The organism is Variovorax sp. CAN15, assembly GCF_030462475.1.
Taxonomy (GTDB): Bacteria; Pseudomonadota; Gammaproteobacteria; order Burkholderiales; family Burkholderiaceae_C; genus Variovorax.
On the sequence record NZ_JASMRZ010000045.1, the window covers coordinates 1 to 15370 of the forward strand.

The following is a 15370-nucleotide window of genomic DNA, read 5'->3' on the forward strand; positions in this document are numbered from 1 at the left end:
GCTCGTCGCGCATCAGCGCCGAGCCAGCCCACTTGTTGCAGACCTTCTTGGCCGGGCAGCCCATGTTGATGTCGATGATCTGCGCGCCGCGCCCAGCGTGAACACCGCGGCCAGCACCCCGAACACCAGCATCACCGGCTGCACCGAGAACTTCACCGCCATGCCCGTGAGCAGCGCGCCCACCGCAAGGCCGGCGAGCGGCGACACGCTCGTGATCAGCGCGCCCAGCCGCTTGCGCGCAGCCGGCGCCGCCTCGACCACCGCCGCGCTCAGCGCGCCGCTCGCGATGCCGGTGGCAATGCCCTGCACCACGCGCGCGACGATCAGCCCGCCGATGCCGTCAGCGAGCAGGAAGAGCCCCATCGCCACCGCCTGCAGCACCAGCGCCGACAGCACCACCGGGCGCCGCCCGATGTGGTCCGAGAGCGACCCGGCCACCAGCAGCGAGAGCAGCAGCGCGATCGCATAGACCGCGAAGGCCACCGTGAGCAGCGACGACGAGAAGTGCCAGGCGTGCTGGAACACCACGAACAGCGGCGAAGGCGCGGCCGCAGCGAAGAAGAAGGCGAACAGCACCGCCGCCAGCAACGGGAAGGCAGTGCGCTGGGGCAGGCGCCAGGGCCTGGAGCGGGCTGCGATGTCGGCGGTGGCGGAAGCGAGTTCGGGGCAGGAGGACGGCATGGCTGATCCTTAACGCAACTTTTTTTGCTTTTGTGATTCTAGAGCTGCGAATCCACTAAAGCAAATATCTTTGCGTTAAAGTCCATCACCATGACCGACACAGCCCTCCCCAACAAGCGCCCCGGCGGCCGCAGTGCCCAGGTGCAAGCACTGGTGCGCACCGCCCTCGAAGAACTGGTGGCGGAACAGGGACGGGAGCGCGTCACGGTGCCGGCGGTGGCCGAGCGCGCGGGCGTCAGCGCCTCCAGCATCTACCGCCGCTGGGGCGACCTGCAGGGCCTGCTGGCCGAAACCGCCACCCATCGGCTCGACCCGAACCGCCCGTTGCCGGACACCGGCACCCTGCGCGCCGACCTTGAAGCCTGGGCGCGCGAACTCATCGAGCACCTGTCCAGGCCGTGCAACACCTCTCTGCTGAAAGCCGCGGCCGCGCTGGCCAACGGCGACTCCGACACCGACTGCCTGCGCAACCGCCGCAGGGAAGCGCTCACCCTGGTCGAGCAGGCCCGCGCCCGTGGCGAATCCGCGCCCGAGCCGCAGCAGGTGATCGATCACCTGATCGCGCCGATCGTGTTCCGGCTGGTGTTCGGGGGAGATGCGGTGCAGCCGGAACTGGCGTCCCGGCTGGTGGACGAACTGTTCGCAATCGGTCTGAATTGCTGACTTGTGCAGTTTTCTGGCTTTTCCCGAGCTGCAGCCGTTCACATGTATAGAAATTTCAATTTTCTATACATATCAGGCATAACATGTATAGAAATCCTTGATTTCCATGCACACCCTTGCTCCCCTCGATCAGCTGGACCCCGCACGTTTCGACACGGCTGCAATTCTGAAAAGACTCGCCACCGCGAGCCGCAGGCTGGCTGAACTCAAGGGCATTGCAGCCGCCATCCCCAATCAAGGGATCTTGATCAACACACTGGGCCTCCAGGAGGCCAAAGACAGTTCCGAGATCGAGAACATCGTTACGACTCACGACGAGCTGTTCAAGGACGACGTGTTGCCGGAGGCCTTTGCAAACCCCGCAGCCAAGGAAGTGCTGCGATACCGGCAAGCGCTGCGCGTGGGCTTCGAACAGGTTCGCGAAAGCGGGCTGATCACGTCGAACCACATCCTTCAGATCCAGTTCGAGCTCGAAAGAAACAACGCGGGATTTCGAAAGCTGCCGGGCACCGCATTGAAAGATGCTGCCGGCCGAACTGTCTACACGCCGCCGCAGGATCCCGGTGAGATCGTGGCATTGATGCGCGCGTTGGAACGCTTCGTCAACGAGGCCGATCTGTTCACCGTCGATCCCTTGATCAAGATGGCGCTGATCCATCATCAGTTCGAGAGCATTCACCCGTTCTACGACGGCAACGGCCGCACAGGACGGATTCTCAACGTGCTCTATCTCGTGAAAGAACGGCTGCTCGATATCCCCGTGCTCTATCTGAGCAGCCACATCGTGCAGACGAAGGCCGACTACTACCGTTTGCTGCAGGCGGTGCGAGACCACGACGCATGGGAAGAATGGGTGCTCTACCTGCTCGAGGCCGTGGAGCAAACCGCAAGTCAGACCATCGGAACGATCAACGCGATCAAGTCGGCGTTGTTCGACTACAAGCACCGCATTCGCGAGAGCTACAAGTTCTACAGCCAGGATCTGATCAACAACCTCTTCATGCACCCGTACACGAAGATCGAATTCGTGCAACAGGACTTGCAGGTCTCACGCCTTACCGCGACCAAATATCTCGACGCGCTGGTCGAAGGCGGCTTCGTTCAGAAGCAGAAGTTCGGGCGCAGCAACTACTACGTCAACATAGCGCTCGCCGCCATCCTGCGAGGCAGCAAGTAGGTCGACTCACTTCTCCTTCGCCAGGCCCAGCTTGTCGATGATCGCCTTCTCCCGCACCACCGTCTCCTGCGCGAACTTGGTGTAAGTCGCCGAGCTCATGTAGTTCGGCAGCATGTCGTAGCGGCCCAGCGAGGCTACGTAGCTCGGCTCCTCCATCGCCTGCTTGAAGGCGTCGTGCAGCTTCTTCACCACCTCGGGCGGYGTGCCCCTGGGCGCGCCGATGCCGAAGGGCGAGTTCTGCACCACGTCGTAGCCCAGTTCCTTCAGCGTGGGCGCGTCGGGGAACTTGGCCAGGCGCTTCTCGCCCCAGGTGTTGAGCACGCGCAGCTTGCCAGCCTCGACCTGCGGCGCGAAGCCGGTGCTGTCGGCCGCCGCCATCAGCTGGCCGCTGACCACCGCGAGCATCAGGTCGGCGCTGCCCTTGTAGGGCACGTGCTGCAGCTGGATGCCGGCCTTCTGCGCGACGATCTCGGTGGTCAGGTGCGGGCTGGTCAGCGTCCCGGTGGAGCCGTAGGTGAGCTTGCCGGGGTTGGCCTTGGCGTACGCGACGAAGTCGGCCCAGGTCTTGAAGGGGCTGTCGGCCGGCACGACGATGCCGAAGGCGTAGCCGGTGACGTTGATGACGTACGTGATGTCCTTGAGCGGGTCCCAGTTGATCTTGGTGGTGTAGCCCAGGCGGAACACGCCCAGCGGGATCTGCGCGACGGTGTAGCCGTCGGGCTGCGCGGTCTGCAGCGCCTGCGCGGGCAGCGTGCCGCCGGCGCCGGGCTTGTTGTCGATGATCACCGGCTGGCCGAGGATCTTGCTCGCGTTCTCCGCGAGCTGGCGCATGGTGATGTCGGTCGGGCCGCCCGCCGGGAAGGCGATCACCAGCTTGATGGGCTTGGCGGGAAAGGCCTGCGCGAGCGCCGCCATCGGAAGGGCGAGGCCGCCGGATGCGGCGAGTGCGGCGGCGGTACGGAGGAAGGTGGAGCGGCGGAGCATGGCTGACTGGATCCTGACTTGGGAAAAGCGACGATTTGGCCCGGCCGCACCGGCGAAGGCAATCGGGGCTGCCCTGATTTCCGTGGGAAACCGGGGCGAATTCCGGCCTCCGAGTCGCCTGCGCGTCAGCTGCTAGGCGTGCGAGAACCCTTCGATCACGTTCACCGCGTTGACGCCCACCTCCGCCACCGCATAGCCGCCCTCGAACACGAACACCGTCGGCAGCCCGGCGCGCGCGAGGTCCTCGCCCATGCGCAGGTAGTCGTCGCTCCTGAGCCTGAAGCCCGAGATCGAATCACCCTCGAAGGTGTCGACGCCCAGCGAGACCACCAGCGCGCCGGCCTTCACCTCGGCGATGCGGGCCAGCGCGGTCTTCAGCGCGGCGCGCCATGCGGTGAAGTCGGTGCCGCGCGGCAACGGCAGGTTTTGGTTGAAGCCCTCGCCCCGCCCGGCACCGCGCTCGTCGGCATGGCCCAGGTAGTAGGGGTAGTCGGTCAGCGGATCGCCGTGCAGGCTCGCGAAGTGCACGTCGTCGCGCTCGTAGAAGATGGCTTGCGTGCCGTTGCCGTGGTGGTAGTCGACGTCGAGCACGGCAACGCGCTCCACGCCCGCGTCGCGCAGCGCCTGCGCGGCGATGGCGGCGTTGTTGATGAAGCAGTAGCCGCCGAAGAAATCGGCGCCCGCATGATGGCCCGGCGGCCGCGTGAGCGCGAAGGCCGCGCGCTCGCCCCCGATGACGCGCTGCGTGGCAGTCCACGCGCAGGCCGCGCCATGGCGCGCCGCCGTCCAGCTGCCGGCCGTCAGCGGCGTGCCCGCATCGAACGAGAACAGCCCCAGGCGCGCCGGAAAGCTCTTCGGCAGCACGTCGCTGCGCATGCCGCGCGTGGGCCAGTACGAGGGCAGCGCGTCGCGCGTCGCGTTGGCCGGGTCCTGCGCCACCCACTCGTCCCATGCGTGGGCGATGAAGTCCAGGTAGCGCGGCGCATGCACCTTGGCCAGCAGCGCCTCGTCGAAGGCGTCGGGCGCCTGCAGCGGGCCGATGTTCCGGCGCTCCAGCTCATGCCTCACATGATCGACGCGGGCGGGCACCTCGAAGCACGGCACGAGCTCGCCGCGGAACATCTCGACTTTGCCTTGGTGAAGAGCGTGCAGGTCGTTGTAGATGGTGAGCATGGAGATGTACGGCAGGAGCGGCTGTGGCGAAACCGCCCATCATGCCGCACGCCGCAGCGCCGCCCGGCGCCTGCCCGAGGCGGTGAGCCCGAACAGGTCCTTCGGGTCGTCGAGCTCCGGCACCAGTGCGATCTGCCGGCCGATGCCGCGCTCGGTGGCGATGCGCTGGATGTAGCGCAGCGCGGTGTAGTCCTCCAGCGCGAAGCCCACCGAGTCGAACAGCGTGACCTGCGTCGGGCTCTCGCGCCCGGGCGCCTCGCCGAGCAGCACGCGCCAGAGCTCCTGCACCGGAAAGTCGGCCCCCACCTGCTGGATCTCGCCCTCGACGCGGGTCTGCGGCTCGTACTCGACGAACACGCGCGCCTTGCCGAGCACGCCGGGGTGCAGTTCGGTCTTGCCGGGCGAGTCGCCGCCCACCGCGTTGATGTGCATGCCCAGCTCGATCATCTCGGGCGTGAGCACCGTCGCGCGCCCCTGGTAGGCGGTGACGGTGGTGACGATGTCGGCGCCGCGCACCGCCTCGGCCACCGAGCGGGCGCGCACGATGTCCAGCGGCGTGCAGGCCGACAGGTGGCGCACCAGCTTGTCGGTGGCGTGCGGGTCGGTGTCGTACACGCGCACTTCCTCGATGCCCAGCAGCGCATGGAAGGCCAGCGCCTGGAACTCGCTCTGCGAGCCGTTGCCGATCAGCGCGAGGCTGCGCGAATCGGGCCGGGCCAGCGCCATGGCCGCCATCGCCGAAGTGGCCGCCGTGCGCAGCGCGGTGGTGAGCGTGAGTTCGGAAAGCAGCACGGGGTAGCCCGTGTCGACTTCGGCGAGCACGCCGAAGGCCATGACGGTCGGCAGCCCGACCTGCGTGTTGTGCGGATGACCGTTGACGTACTTGAAGGCATAGGCGCCATCGTCGGCCACCGGCATCAGCTCGATCACGCCGAGATGCGAATGGCTGGCCACGCGGGCCTTCTTGTCGAACTCGCGCCACCGCATGAAGTCGTCGCGCAGCGCGTCGGCGAGCGCGGTGAGGAACTGCGGAACACCGGTCTCGTCCACCAGGCGGACCAGGTTGTAGACATCGATGAAGCGGGTCATGGCATGGCTCCTTGTGTAGCCCTGTGCCGCGGCGCTTCATCCCATCGCGTGTTCACTCCACCATGGCTGATTCAGGATGCGCCTGCGCCAAGGGTCGAGAGCCATTGTGCGCCGCTTTGCACGACCTTGGCGACACTCTCCAAAGGCCTATGCGTTGAGGTGGAAAGGCGCATTCGCGAACAGCTGCACGCCGTGCAGCAGGGCGTCTTCGTCGAAGTCGAAATGCGGATGGTGATGCGGATGCACGATGCCCTTGGCGGCGCTGCGCGCACCGATCAGCACATAGGCACCCGGCGCGTGCTTCAGGAAGGCACTGAAGTCCTCGCTGTTCGGCAGCGGCTTGATGGACTGCAGCACCGCGGTCGCGATGCCCTGCTCCACCACCGCGCGCATCCGGGAGGCCACCGCCGTATCGTTGACCACCGGGCTGTAGCCGCGGATGTACTCCAGCTCGCAACTCGCGCCGTGCGCACCCGCCACGCCGTTGGCGATGCGCTCCACGAGCGCCGGTACCAGTTCGCGCACATGCTCGCTGAAGCAGCGCACCGAGCCCCACAGTTCGACCGTGTCCGGAATCACGTTGAACGCGGTGCCGCCGTCGAAGCGGGTGACCGAAAGGATCACCGCCTCGTGCGGATCGGCGTTGCGCGAGACCACGGCCTGCAGGTTGCCGACGATCTGCGCGCCGATCATGATCGGGTCGATGCAGCGGTCGGGGTTGGCCGCATGGCCGCCGCGGCCGCGCACGCGCAGCACGAAGCGGTCGGAGCTGGCCAGCGCCGGGCCGTCGAGCACCGCGATGCTGCCGGTGTCCAGCGTGGACATCACGTGCGCCGAGATCACCTTGTCGACGCCCTTCATCACGCCCGCATCCACCATCTGCTGGGCGCCGCCCGGATGCTGCTCCTCGGCGTGCTGGAAGAAGAAGCGCACCTCGCCCGGCACCTGGGCGCGCAGGCCCGCGAGGATGCGCGCCGCGCCGAGCAGCATCGCCGCGTGGCCGTCATGGCCGCAGGCGTGCATGACGTTGGGATTGCCCGAAGCGTAGTCGCAGCGCTTCTGGTCCTGCACGGGCAGCGCGTCGATGTCCGCGCGCATCGCCAGCGTGCCCCCCTTCCGGCCGCCGGCCAGCCGCGCGAGCAGGCTGGTCGGCGTGGGGCGGCTGACTTTCAGCCCTTCGACGGCTGCGAGCTCGCGTTCGAGGAAGTTGGCGGTGTCCACCTCCTTGAACGACAGCTCGGGATGGCGGTGCAGGTGGCGCCGCCATGCGACGACCTCCGCGTGCTGGCGCTGCGATTTCAAGTCGATGGTCTCGGCGATGCCGGCGAGGGAGAAACGGCTGCTGAATACGTTCATGATGCGCCCGCTCATTCAGGGCCGATGCCGGCGGCCTGGGCGATGCGGCGGTTGCGCGCCAGCCCGCTCTCGATCTGCGAGCGGAAGGCGTCGGCGGAACCGCCGACCGCATCCGCCCCTGCATCCTTCAGGCGCGCGACCAGCGCCGGATCGCGCAGCGCGGCCACGGCCGCGTCGTGCAGCTTCTTCTGGATGGCTGGCGGCGTCTTCGCCGGCGCCACCAGGCCGAACCAGGTCATCGCAAGCTCGTTGAGATCCGGCTGGCCGAGTTCCTTCAGCGTGGGTACGGAAGGCAGCGCCTCCAGCCGCTTCGAGGCGCCGACGGCGAAGGGCAGCAGCTTGCCGCTCCTGACGTGCGAAGCCGACGAGGGGTACTGGTCGATCGACACCTGCGTCTCGCCCGCCAGCGCCGCAGTCAGTGCCGGCCCCATCCCGCGGTACGGTACGTGGCGCAGCTTGAACCTGAGATCGGTGTTCATCGCCTCGATCAGCAGGTGGCTGATGGAACCGGGGCCCGAAGAGCCGACGTTGTAGGTGTCAGGCCTGGCGCGCACCTCGGCCACCACCTGCTCGAAACTGCGCCCGGGGAACGAGGGATGGACCATGAACACCGACGGGACGGTCGCCAGCATGGTGATCGGCACGAGGTCCTTCAGGGGATCGACGCGGTTCGCCTTCAGCAGTACCGGGTTCACCGTCAGCGTGCTCACGGTGCCGATGCCCACGGTGTAGCCGTCGGGGTCGGCGCGGGCGACGGCTTCGGAGCCGATCATCCCGCCGCCGCCCGCGCGGTTGTCCACGACCACCGGCTGGCCCAGCGCGGCCTGCATCCGCTCGGCCACCAGGCGGGCCACGATGTCGGTCGAGCCGCCGGGCGCGAAAGGCACGATCAGCTTGACCGGGCGCTGCGGATAGCCGTCCTGCGCGATGACGGGAAGCGCCAGGAAACCCAGCAGGGCCGCCGAGATAGCGGCGAGCCGACGACGTGGAAATTGCATGGAGTCGAGGATCCGCGTAAGACGAAAGTGGGCGGATTATGTTGACGCGGTCGACAGGCTTCCAATAGATTCGCGGCCTCCGCGATAAGCAAACCCGATACCCCAGAGCCGCCATGTCCAACGCGACGCCAGCCTCCTCCGTCCTCTACGCCCGGCTGGTCGCGAAGGCGCGCCTGCGGCACCTGCAGCTGCTGGTGGCCGTTGCCGATTCGGGCAGCGTGCGGCGCGCGGCCGAGCAGATCGGCATGAGCCAGCCCGCCGCCACGCAGGCGCTGGCGGACATCGAAGGCCTGCTCGCCGCGCCGTTGTTCGAGCGCCACGTGCGGGGCATGCGGCTCACGGCCGCGGGCCGCGCGGTGGTCCCGATGGCGCGCAATACGCTGAGCGCCTTGCGCGCATCGACCGACACGGTGCACGCGCTGCAGGCCGGCGCGGGCGGCGTGCTGCGCGTGGGCGCGATCACGGCCGGCGTCTCCGGGCTGCTGTGCCGGGTGCTGCCGTCGTTCGCGGCCCACTACCCGGCCCTGCGCATCGAGGTGCTGGAGGCGCCCGGCGATCAGTTGCTGGCCGACGTGATGTCCGGCCGCGTGGACATGGCGCTGTGCCGCCGGCCGCGCGAGCTGCCCGCGCCCTGCACCTTCGAGCGGCTTGCGCCGGACGTGCCCTGGATCGCGGCGGGCCGCCGCCATCCGCTCGTGCGCAAGGCCCAGCCGACGCTGGCCGATCTGCGCGCCGCGCGCTGGATGGAGCCTGTCCAGGGCATCGGCGTGCGCAGCGTCTTCGATGCGCTGTTCGACCCGCCCGATGCGCCGAGACCCGAGCTGCATCCGATCTCGACCACCTCGCTGCCGCTGGTGCTCGAACTGCTGCGCAGCCACCGCGTGCTGACGCTGGTGCCGCGCAGCGTCATCGCGCCCTTCGTGGAGTGGGGCCTGGTCGCACGCGTGCCCTACGAGTTCGGCGGAGATTTCGAGGGCCTCGGCGTGCTGCAGAGCCCGGAGAACGACAGCCCGGCGGTCGCCGCCTGCCTGGCGGCACTGCGCGAGGCGGCGAGCCAGGAAGCCGCCGCCTGGACCGCCTGATCCGCGCGGACCGCCCGGGCGGCATTCAGGCCGCTCAGCGCGCCAGCACCGGCTTGAGCGCCACGCCCGTGTGCGTGCCCAACCGCACCACCTCTTCCGGCGGTGCCGCCGCGACGATGCGTCCGCCGGCGCTGCCGCCCTCGGGCCCGAGGTCGAGGATCCAGTCGGCCTCGGCGATCAGGTCGAGGTCATGCTCGATCACCACCACGCTGTGGCCGCCGTTCACCAGCCGGTGCAGCACGTGGATCAGCTTCTCGACGTCGGCCATGTGCAGGCCCACGGTCGGCTCGTCGAGCACGTACAGCGTGTGCGGCGGCTTCTGGCCGCGGCGGGTGATGTCGTCGCGCACCTTGCTGAGTTCGGTCACCAGCTTGATGCGCTGCGCCTCGCCGCCCGACAGTGTGGGCGAGGGCTGCCCCAGCGTGAGGTAGCCCAGGCCCACGTCCTTCAGCAACTGCAGCGGATGCGCGATGTTGGGCATGCTCGCGAAGAACTCGACGGCCTCGTCGACTTCCATCTTCAGCACGTCGCCGATGCTCTTGCCGCGCCAGCTCACGGCCAGCGTCTCGGGGTTGAAGCGCGCGCCGTGGCAGACCTCGCAGGGCACCTTCACGTCGGGCAGGAAGCTCATCTCGATGGTGCGCACGCCCGCGCCCTCGCAGCCCGGGCAGCGGCCTTCGCCGGTGTTGAAGCTGAAGCGCGCCGGGCCGTAGCCGCGCGCCTTGGCTTCGAGCGTGTCGGCAAAGAGCTTGCGGATGGTGTCCCAGAAGCCGATGTAGGTGGCCGGGCAGCTGCGCGGCGTCTTGCCGATGGGCGTCTGGTCGACCTCGAGCACGCGGTCGATGGTCTCGTAGCCCTCGACCTTGCGGCAGCCGGCCCACGCGGGGCGCTTGCCAGCGGCGTCGGCGTCGCGGCCGGCCTTGGTCATGCGCTGCGTCACGATGGCCTGAACGTTGGCCAGCAGCACGTCGCGCGCGAGCGTCGACTTGCCCGAGCCGCTGACGCCGGTGACCACCACCAGGCGGTGCAGCGGCAGCGTGGCGGTCACGTCCTGCAGGTTGTGCAGGTCGGCGCCGTGCACGGTGAGCCATGCATCGGCTCCCTCCCCTGCTGGGGGAGGGTTGGAGTGGGGGCTGGCGGCGTTTGCATGCGCCGCGGCCTTGTTCGAGGCCGCTGTGCCCCCMCCCCYGCCCTCCCCCAGAGGGGGAGGGAGAGAAACCGCGCGCCGTTCGTGCAGCGGATGCCGGATGGCATCGCGCAGGTAGCGGCCGGTCTGCGAATCGCCGGCCTTCTGGATGTCGGCCACCGAGCCCTCGGCCACCAGCCGGCCGCCGCGCTTGCCGGCGCTCGGGCCGATGTCGATGATGTGGTCGGCGCGGCGGATGGTGTCCTCGTCATGCTCCACCACCACCAGCGTGTTGCCCTTGTCGCCGAGCTTGTGCAGCGCGTTCAGCAGGATCTGGTTGTCACGCGCGTGCAGGCCGATGGTCGGCTCGTCGAGCACGTAGCACACGCCCTGCAGGTTGCTGCCGAGCTGCGCCGCCAGGCGGATGCGCTGCGCCTCGCCGCCCGAAAGCGTGGGCGCGCCACGGTCGAGCGTGAGGTAGCCAAGGCCCACTTCTTCGAGGAATTCGAGCCGGCTCTTGATCTCGGGCACGAGGTCGCGCGCGATCTCGGCTTCCCGGCCGCTGAGCGACAGCCCCTCGAACCACTGGCGCACCTCGGTCACGCTCATGCGCGCGAGTTCGGTGATGCCGATGCCGCCCGTGCCGTCGGCCGCGGTGCCGAAGCTCACGGCGCGCGCCGTGGCATTCAGGCGCGTACCTTCGCAGGTCGGGCAGGCCACGTCGGCCAGGTCTTCCACCTCGGGCTCGGCGAATGTCTGCTCGCGGCCCTTGTTGTCGTCGGCCAGCACGGAGTCGTCGAACACCTTGCGCTGGTCCTTGCTGAGCTTGACGCCCGTGCCCACGCAATCGGGGCACCAGCCGTGCTTGCTGTTGTAGCTGAACAGGCGCGGGTCGAGCTCGGCATAGCTGGTGCTGCACACCGGGCAGGCGCGCAGCGTGGAGAACACGTTCACGCGGCCGATGCCCGCGGCGGACACGCCCGCCATCATCGCGGCGCGCAGGCCGTCGAGATCGCTGAGCACGTGCACCACGCCCTTGCCGTGTTCGAGCGCCTTGGTCAGCGCCGCGCGCAGCTCGCTCTCATTCGAGGGCAGCACGTCCAGGCTGGCCACCGGCAGCTCGATGCTGTGCTCCTTGAAGCGGTCGATGCGCGGGAAGCCGGTGGTCGGCAGGAAGTCGCCGTCCACGCGCAGGTGGGTGAAGCCGCGCGGGCGCGCCCAGTCGGCCAGCTCGGTGTACACACCCTTGCGGTTGCTCACCAGCGGCGCGAGCAGGCCGATGTGCTGGCCCTTGAAGTTGCGCATCAGCTGCGCGGCGATGCTGTCGGGCGTCTGCGGCTGCACGGCGGCGCCGTCGTGAATGCAGTGCTGGATGCCCAGCTTCACGTACAGCAGCCGCAGGAAGTGCCACACCTCGGTGGTGGTGCCCACCGTGCTCTTGCGGCCGCCGCGCGACAGGCGCTGCTCGATGGCCACGGTCGGTGGAATGCCGTACACCGCGTCCACCTCGGGCCGGCCCGCAGGCTGCACGATGCTGCGCGCATAGGCGTTGAGCGATTCGAGGTACCGGCGCTGGCCTTCGTTGAAGAGAATGTCGAACGCGAGCGTCGACTTGCCTGAGCCGCTCACGCCGGTCACCACGCTGAACTTGCCGCGCGGAATGTCCACGCTCAGGTTCTTCAGGTTGTGCTCGCGCGCGTTGACGATCTCGATGGCGTTGCTGCCCGGCGCCGTCTTCGCGTTGGCGATGTAGCGGCGCGCGGCGCGCTCGGCCACCTTGTAGGCCTCGGGGCCGATGGCCAGCTCGTAGTCGGCCAGCGCGGCGCCGGTGAGCGAGGCGCGGTTCTCGCGCAGCTGCTCGGGCGTGCCTTCGGCCACCACCTGGCCGCCGCCTTCGCCGCCTTCGGGGCCGAGGTCGATGAGCCAGTCGCTGGCGCGAATGACGTCGAGGTTGTGCTCGATCACGATCAGCGAATGCCCCGCGTCCAGCAGCTTGCGCAGCGCGCGCATCAGCCGCGCGATGTCGTCGAAGTGCAGGCCGGTGGTCGGCTCGTCGAACAGGAAGAGCGTGCCCTTGCGCGCCACCGACTGCTTGCTGGCGGTCGCGTTCTTCGCGGCCTCGGCCAGGAAGCCCGCGAGCTTCAGGCGCTGCGCCTCGCCGCCGCTCAGCGTGGGCACGGGCTGGCCGAGCTTGACGTAGTCCAGGCCCACGTCGGAGATGGGCTGCAGCACGCGCAGCACGTCGCGGTCGGCCTCGAACACCGCCGCGGCCTCGGCCACGGTGAGGTCGAGCACGTCGGCCACGTTGTAGCTCTTGCCCTTGCGCTCCACGCGCACTTCGAGGATCTCGGGGCGGTAGCGCTTGCCGTCGCAGTCGGGGCAGCGCAGGTACACGTCGGACAGGAACTGCATCTCGACGTGCTCGAAGCCCGAGCCGCCGCAGGTCGGGCAGCGCCCGTCGCCGGAGTTGAAGCTGAACTTGCTTGCGGTGTAGCCGCGCTGGCGCGACAGCGCCGCCGTCGCGAAGATTTCGCGGATGGCATCCCACGCGCCCACGTAGCTCGCGGGGTTGGAGCGCGCGGTCTTGCCGATGGGCGACTGGTCGACGAACACCACGTCGCCGAGGTGATCGGCGCCGAGCATGCGGTCGTGCGCGCCGGGCGTTTCGGTGGCCTTGCCGAAGTGGCGCATGAGCGCGGGCGCCAGCACGTCCTGGATCAGCGTGGACTTGCCCGAGCCGCTGACGCCGGTGACGCACACCAGCCGCGCCAGCGGAAACTCGACCGTCACGTTCTTCAGGTTGTGCTCGCGCACGCCTTCGAGGATGAGCCGGTGCGTGTTCTCGCTCACCAGCCGCTTGAAGCCCATGCCGATCTTCTTGCGCCCGCCCAGGTACTGGCCGGTGAGCGTGTCGGCGTCGCGCAGCTGGTCGGTGGTGCCGTCGAACACGATCTGCCCGCCGCGCGCGCCGGGGCCGGGGCCCATGTCGATCACGCGGTCGGCGGCCAGCATCACGGCCGGGTCGTGCTCGACCACCACCAGCGTGTTGCCGGCATCGCGCAGGCGCAGCATGGCTTCGGTGATGCGGTTCATGTCGCGCGGATGCAGGCCGATGCTGGGCTCGTCGAGCACGAACAGCGTGTTGACCAGCGAAGTGCCGAGTGCGGTGGTGAGGTTGATGCGCTGCACTTCGCCGCCGGAGAGCGTGCGGCTCTGGCGGTCGAGCGTGAGGTAGCCGATGCCGACGTCGTGGAGGTAGCGCAGGCGGGTGGTGATTTCTTCGAACAGCAGCTTCAGCGCCTGCGCTTCGCCCTGTCTTGCTCCTTCCCCCGCTGGGGGAAGGTTGGGATGGGGGCTCTCGGCCTCCACCACCGCCACGGCTTTTGCGGAGGCCGCCTGCCCCCACCCCTGCCCTCCCCCAGCGGGGGAGGGAGCCATTCCCTGGCCCATGCGGTCGAAGAACCTCCGCAGCCTCTCGATGGGCAGCAGCATCAGGTCATGCAGGCACAGCCCCGGCAGCGCCTCCAGCTGCGCGCGGGTCCACTTCGCGCCGGTCGGCATGAAGCGCTTCCCGGGCGGCAGCACCGCGTCGGCGTCTTCCTTGCTGCCGATGCGCCAAATGAGGCTGTCGAGCTTCAGCCGCGCACCGCTGCAGGTGGGGCACGGCGTGTAGCTGCGGTACTTCGACAAGAGCACGCGGATGTGCATCTTGTACGCCTTGCTCTCCAGGTAGCCGAAGAAGCGGCGCACGCCGTACCACTGCTTGTTCCAGTTGCCTTCCTTGTAGTTGGGCGTGCCTTCGATCACCCAGTGCTTCTGCTCTTCGGTGAGCTTGTTCCAGGGCGTGTCGCGCGGGATGCCGGCGGTTTCGGCGTGGCGCATGAGGTCGTCCTGCGCCTCCTTCCAGGCGGGCGTCTGGATGGTCTTGATGGCACCCGCGCGCAGCGTGAGCTTGTCGTTCGGAATCACCAGGCCCAGGTCGACGCCGATCACGCGGCCGAAGCCGCGGCAGGTGTCGCAGGCGCCCACGGCCGAGTTGAACGAGAACATCGACGGGATGGGGTCGGCGTAGCGGATGTCGCTTTCGGGGCAATGCAGGCCGGTGGAGAACTTCCACACGTCCGTCGGCGCAGACGTTGCCCCCACGCTCCCCACTCCGTGTGGTTCGCTGCCCCCCGAGGGGGCCGGCCCTTCCGAGCCGGTGGCATGCACGGTGACGCGGCCGCTGCCGCGCTTGAGCGCCACTTCGATGGCCTCGACCACGCGCGAGCGCTCGGCGCCCGATGCGCGGAAGCGGTCGGCCACCACGTCGAGCACCTTGCGCGGACCGGTGGGCGTGGCCACCTCGCGCTCGGACTGCACGCGCGTGAAGCCGCTGGCCGAAAGCCACTGCGTGACCTCCTCGGCCGTGGTGCTCGCGGGCAGTTCGACCGGAAAGGTGACGACCAGCCGCGGGTCGCCCGCCGCGGCGGCGCGCTCGACGATCTGCGCATAGATGCTGTCGGGCGAGTCGTGGCGCACCGGCAGCGCGGTCTCGCGGTCGAACAGGTTGGCCGCGCGCGCGAAGAGCAGCTTCAGGTGATCGTTCAGCTCGGTCATCGTGCCGACCGTGGAGCGCGAGGAGCGCACCGGGTTGGTCTGGTCGATGGCGATGGCGGGCGGCACGCCCTCCACCTTGTCGACGGCCGGCTTGTCCATGCGGTCCAGGAACTGGCGCGCGTAGGCGGAGAAGGTCTCCACGTAGCGCCGCTGGCCTTCGGCATAGAGGGTGTCGAAAACGAGGCTCGACTTGCCCGAGCCGCTGGGCCCGGTGACCACCGTCATCTCGCCGGTGCGGATGTCGAGATCGAGGTTCTGGAGGTTGTGCTGGCGCGCGCCGCGAATCCGGATGGAGCCCTGTGTCATGAGTGCCTTGGGGGGTGGGGCAAACATTCTAGGGAGTGCTCCATGACGGATTTGCGCACTAGCTCACAAGGTAGGTGGCCGCGCAGGGGTTTGTCCGGATGGAGTTCAGAACACTTTTAGAAACAAATACCACATT

Annotated in this window: 9 protein-coding genes and 2 pseudogenes; 3 read left to right on the forward strand and 8 right to left on the reverse strand. The window is 68.6% G+C overall.

Annotated elements, in window-relative coordinates:
• Positions 1-91: pseudogene (locus QMO14_RS22340) on the reverse strand (tRNA-dihydrouridine synthase); the annotation flags it as partial.
• Positions 91-681 (reverse strand): annotated as a pseudogene (locus QMO14_RS22345) (MFS transporter); the annotation flags it as partial. The pseudogenes QMO14_RS22345 and QMO14_RS22340, both read right to left, overlap by 1 nt.
• Positions 682-771: 90 nt before the next feature.
• Between QMO14_RS22345 and QMO14_RS22350 the strand changes: the two are divergent.
• Both QMO14_RS22350 and QMO14_RS22355 read left to right on the forward strand, forming a co-directional pair.
• The gene (locus QMO14_RS22350; protein ID WP_301509824.1) at positions 772-1344 is read left to right on the forward strand and encodes a TetR/AcrR family transcriptional regulator; all 573 of its coding nucleotides are present in this window, start codon (positions 772-774) and stop codon (positions 1342-1344) included.
• A 106-nt stretch (positions 1345-1450) separates the two neighbouring features.
• Positions 1451-2521 carry a Fic family protein gene (locus QMO14_RS22355; RefSeq protein ID WP_301509825.1) on the forward strand — a complete coding sequence of 357 codons (1071 nt, stop codon included), beginning with the start codon at positions 1451-1453 and terminating at the stop codon, positions 2519-2521.
• A 6-nt stretch (positions 2522-2527) separates the two neighbouring features.
• On the opposite strand, the gene QMO14_RS22360 is transcribed toward QMO14_RS22355, so the two are convergent.
• From QMO14_RS22360 to QMO14_RS22380, 5 genes are all read right to left on the reverse strand, one after another.
• On the reverse strand, positions 2528-3505 hold the full coding sequence (locus QMO14_RS22360) for a tripartite tricarboxylate transporter substrate binding protein (RefSeq protein ID WP_301509826.1): 978 nt from the start codon (positions 3503-3505) through the stop codon (positions 2528-2530).
• Between the two features lie 132 nt (positions 3506-3637).
• The gene (locus tag QMO14_RS22365) at positions 3638-4678 is read right to left on the reverse strand and encodes a histone deacetylase family protein (RefSeq protein ID WP_301509827.1); all 1041 of its coding nucleotides are present in this window, start codon (positions 4676-4678) and stop codon (positions 3638-3640) included.
• A gap of 39 nt (positions 4679-4717) precedes the next feature.
• Positions 4718-5767: an ornithine cyclodeaminase gene (locus QMO14_RS22370; RefSeq protein WP_301509828.1), complete on the reverse strand. Its 1050-nt coding sequence runs from the start codon at positions 5765-5767 to the stop codon at positions 4718-4720.
• 147 nt (positions 5768-5914) lie between these two features.
• A complete protein-coding gene (locus QMO14_RS22375; RefSeq protein WP_301509829.1) occupies positions 5915-7123 on the reverse strand; it encodes an amidohydrolase in 1209 nt (402 codons plus the stop codon).
• An 11-nt stretch (positions 7124-7134) separates the two neighbouring features.
• Entirely contained in the window at positions 7135-8121 is a 987-nt protein-coding gene (locus tag QMO14_RS22380) for a tripartite tricarboxylate transporter substrate binding protein (protein WP_301509830.1), read from the reverse strand.
• Positions 8122-8234: 113 nt separating this feature from the next.
• Between QMO14_RS22380 and QMO14_RS22385 the strand changes: the two genes are divergently transcribed.
• Entirely contained in the window at positions 8235-9203 is a 969-nt protein-coding gene (locus QMO14_RS22385) for a LysR family transcriptional regulator (RefSeq protein WP_301509831.1), read from the forward strand.
• 34 nt (positions 9204-9237) lie between these two features.
• Here QMO14_RS22385 and uvrA read toward each other — a convergent pair whose 3' ends face one another.
• The gene (uvrA, locus tag QMO14_RS22390) at positions 9238-15234 is read right to left on the reverse strand and encodes an excinuclease ABC subunit UvrA (protein WP_301509858.1); all 5997 of its coding nucleotides are present in this window, start codon (positions 15232-15234) and stop codon (positions 9238-9240) included.
• Between the last annotated feature and the right edge of the window lie 136 nt (positions 15235-15370).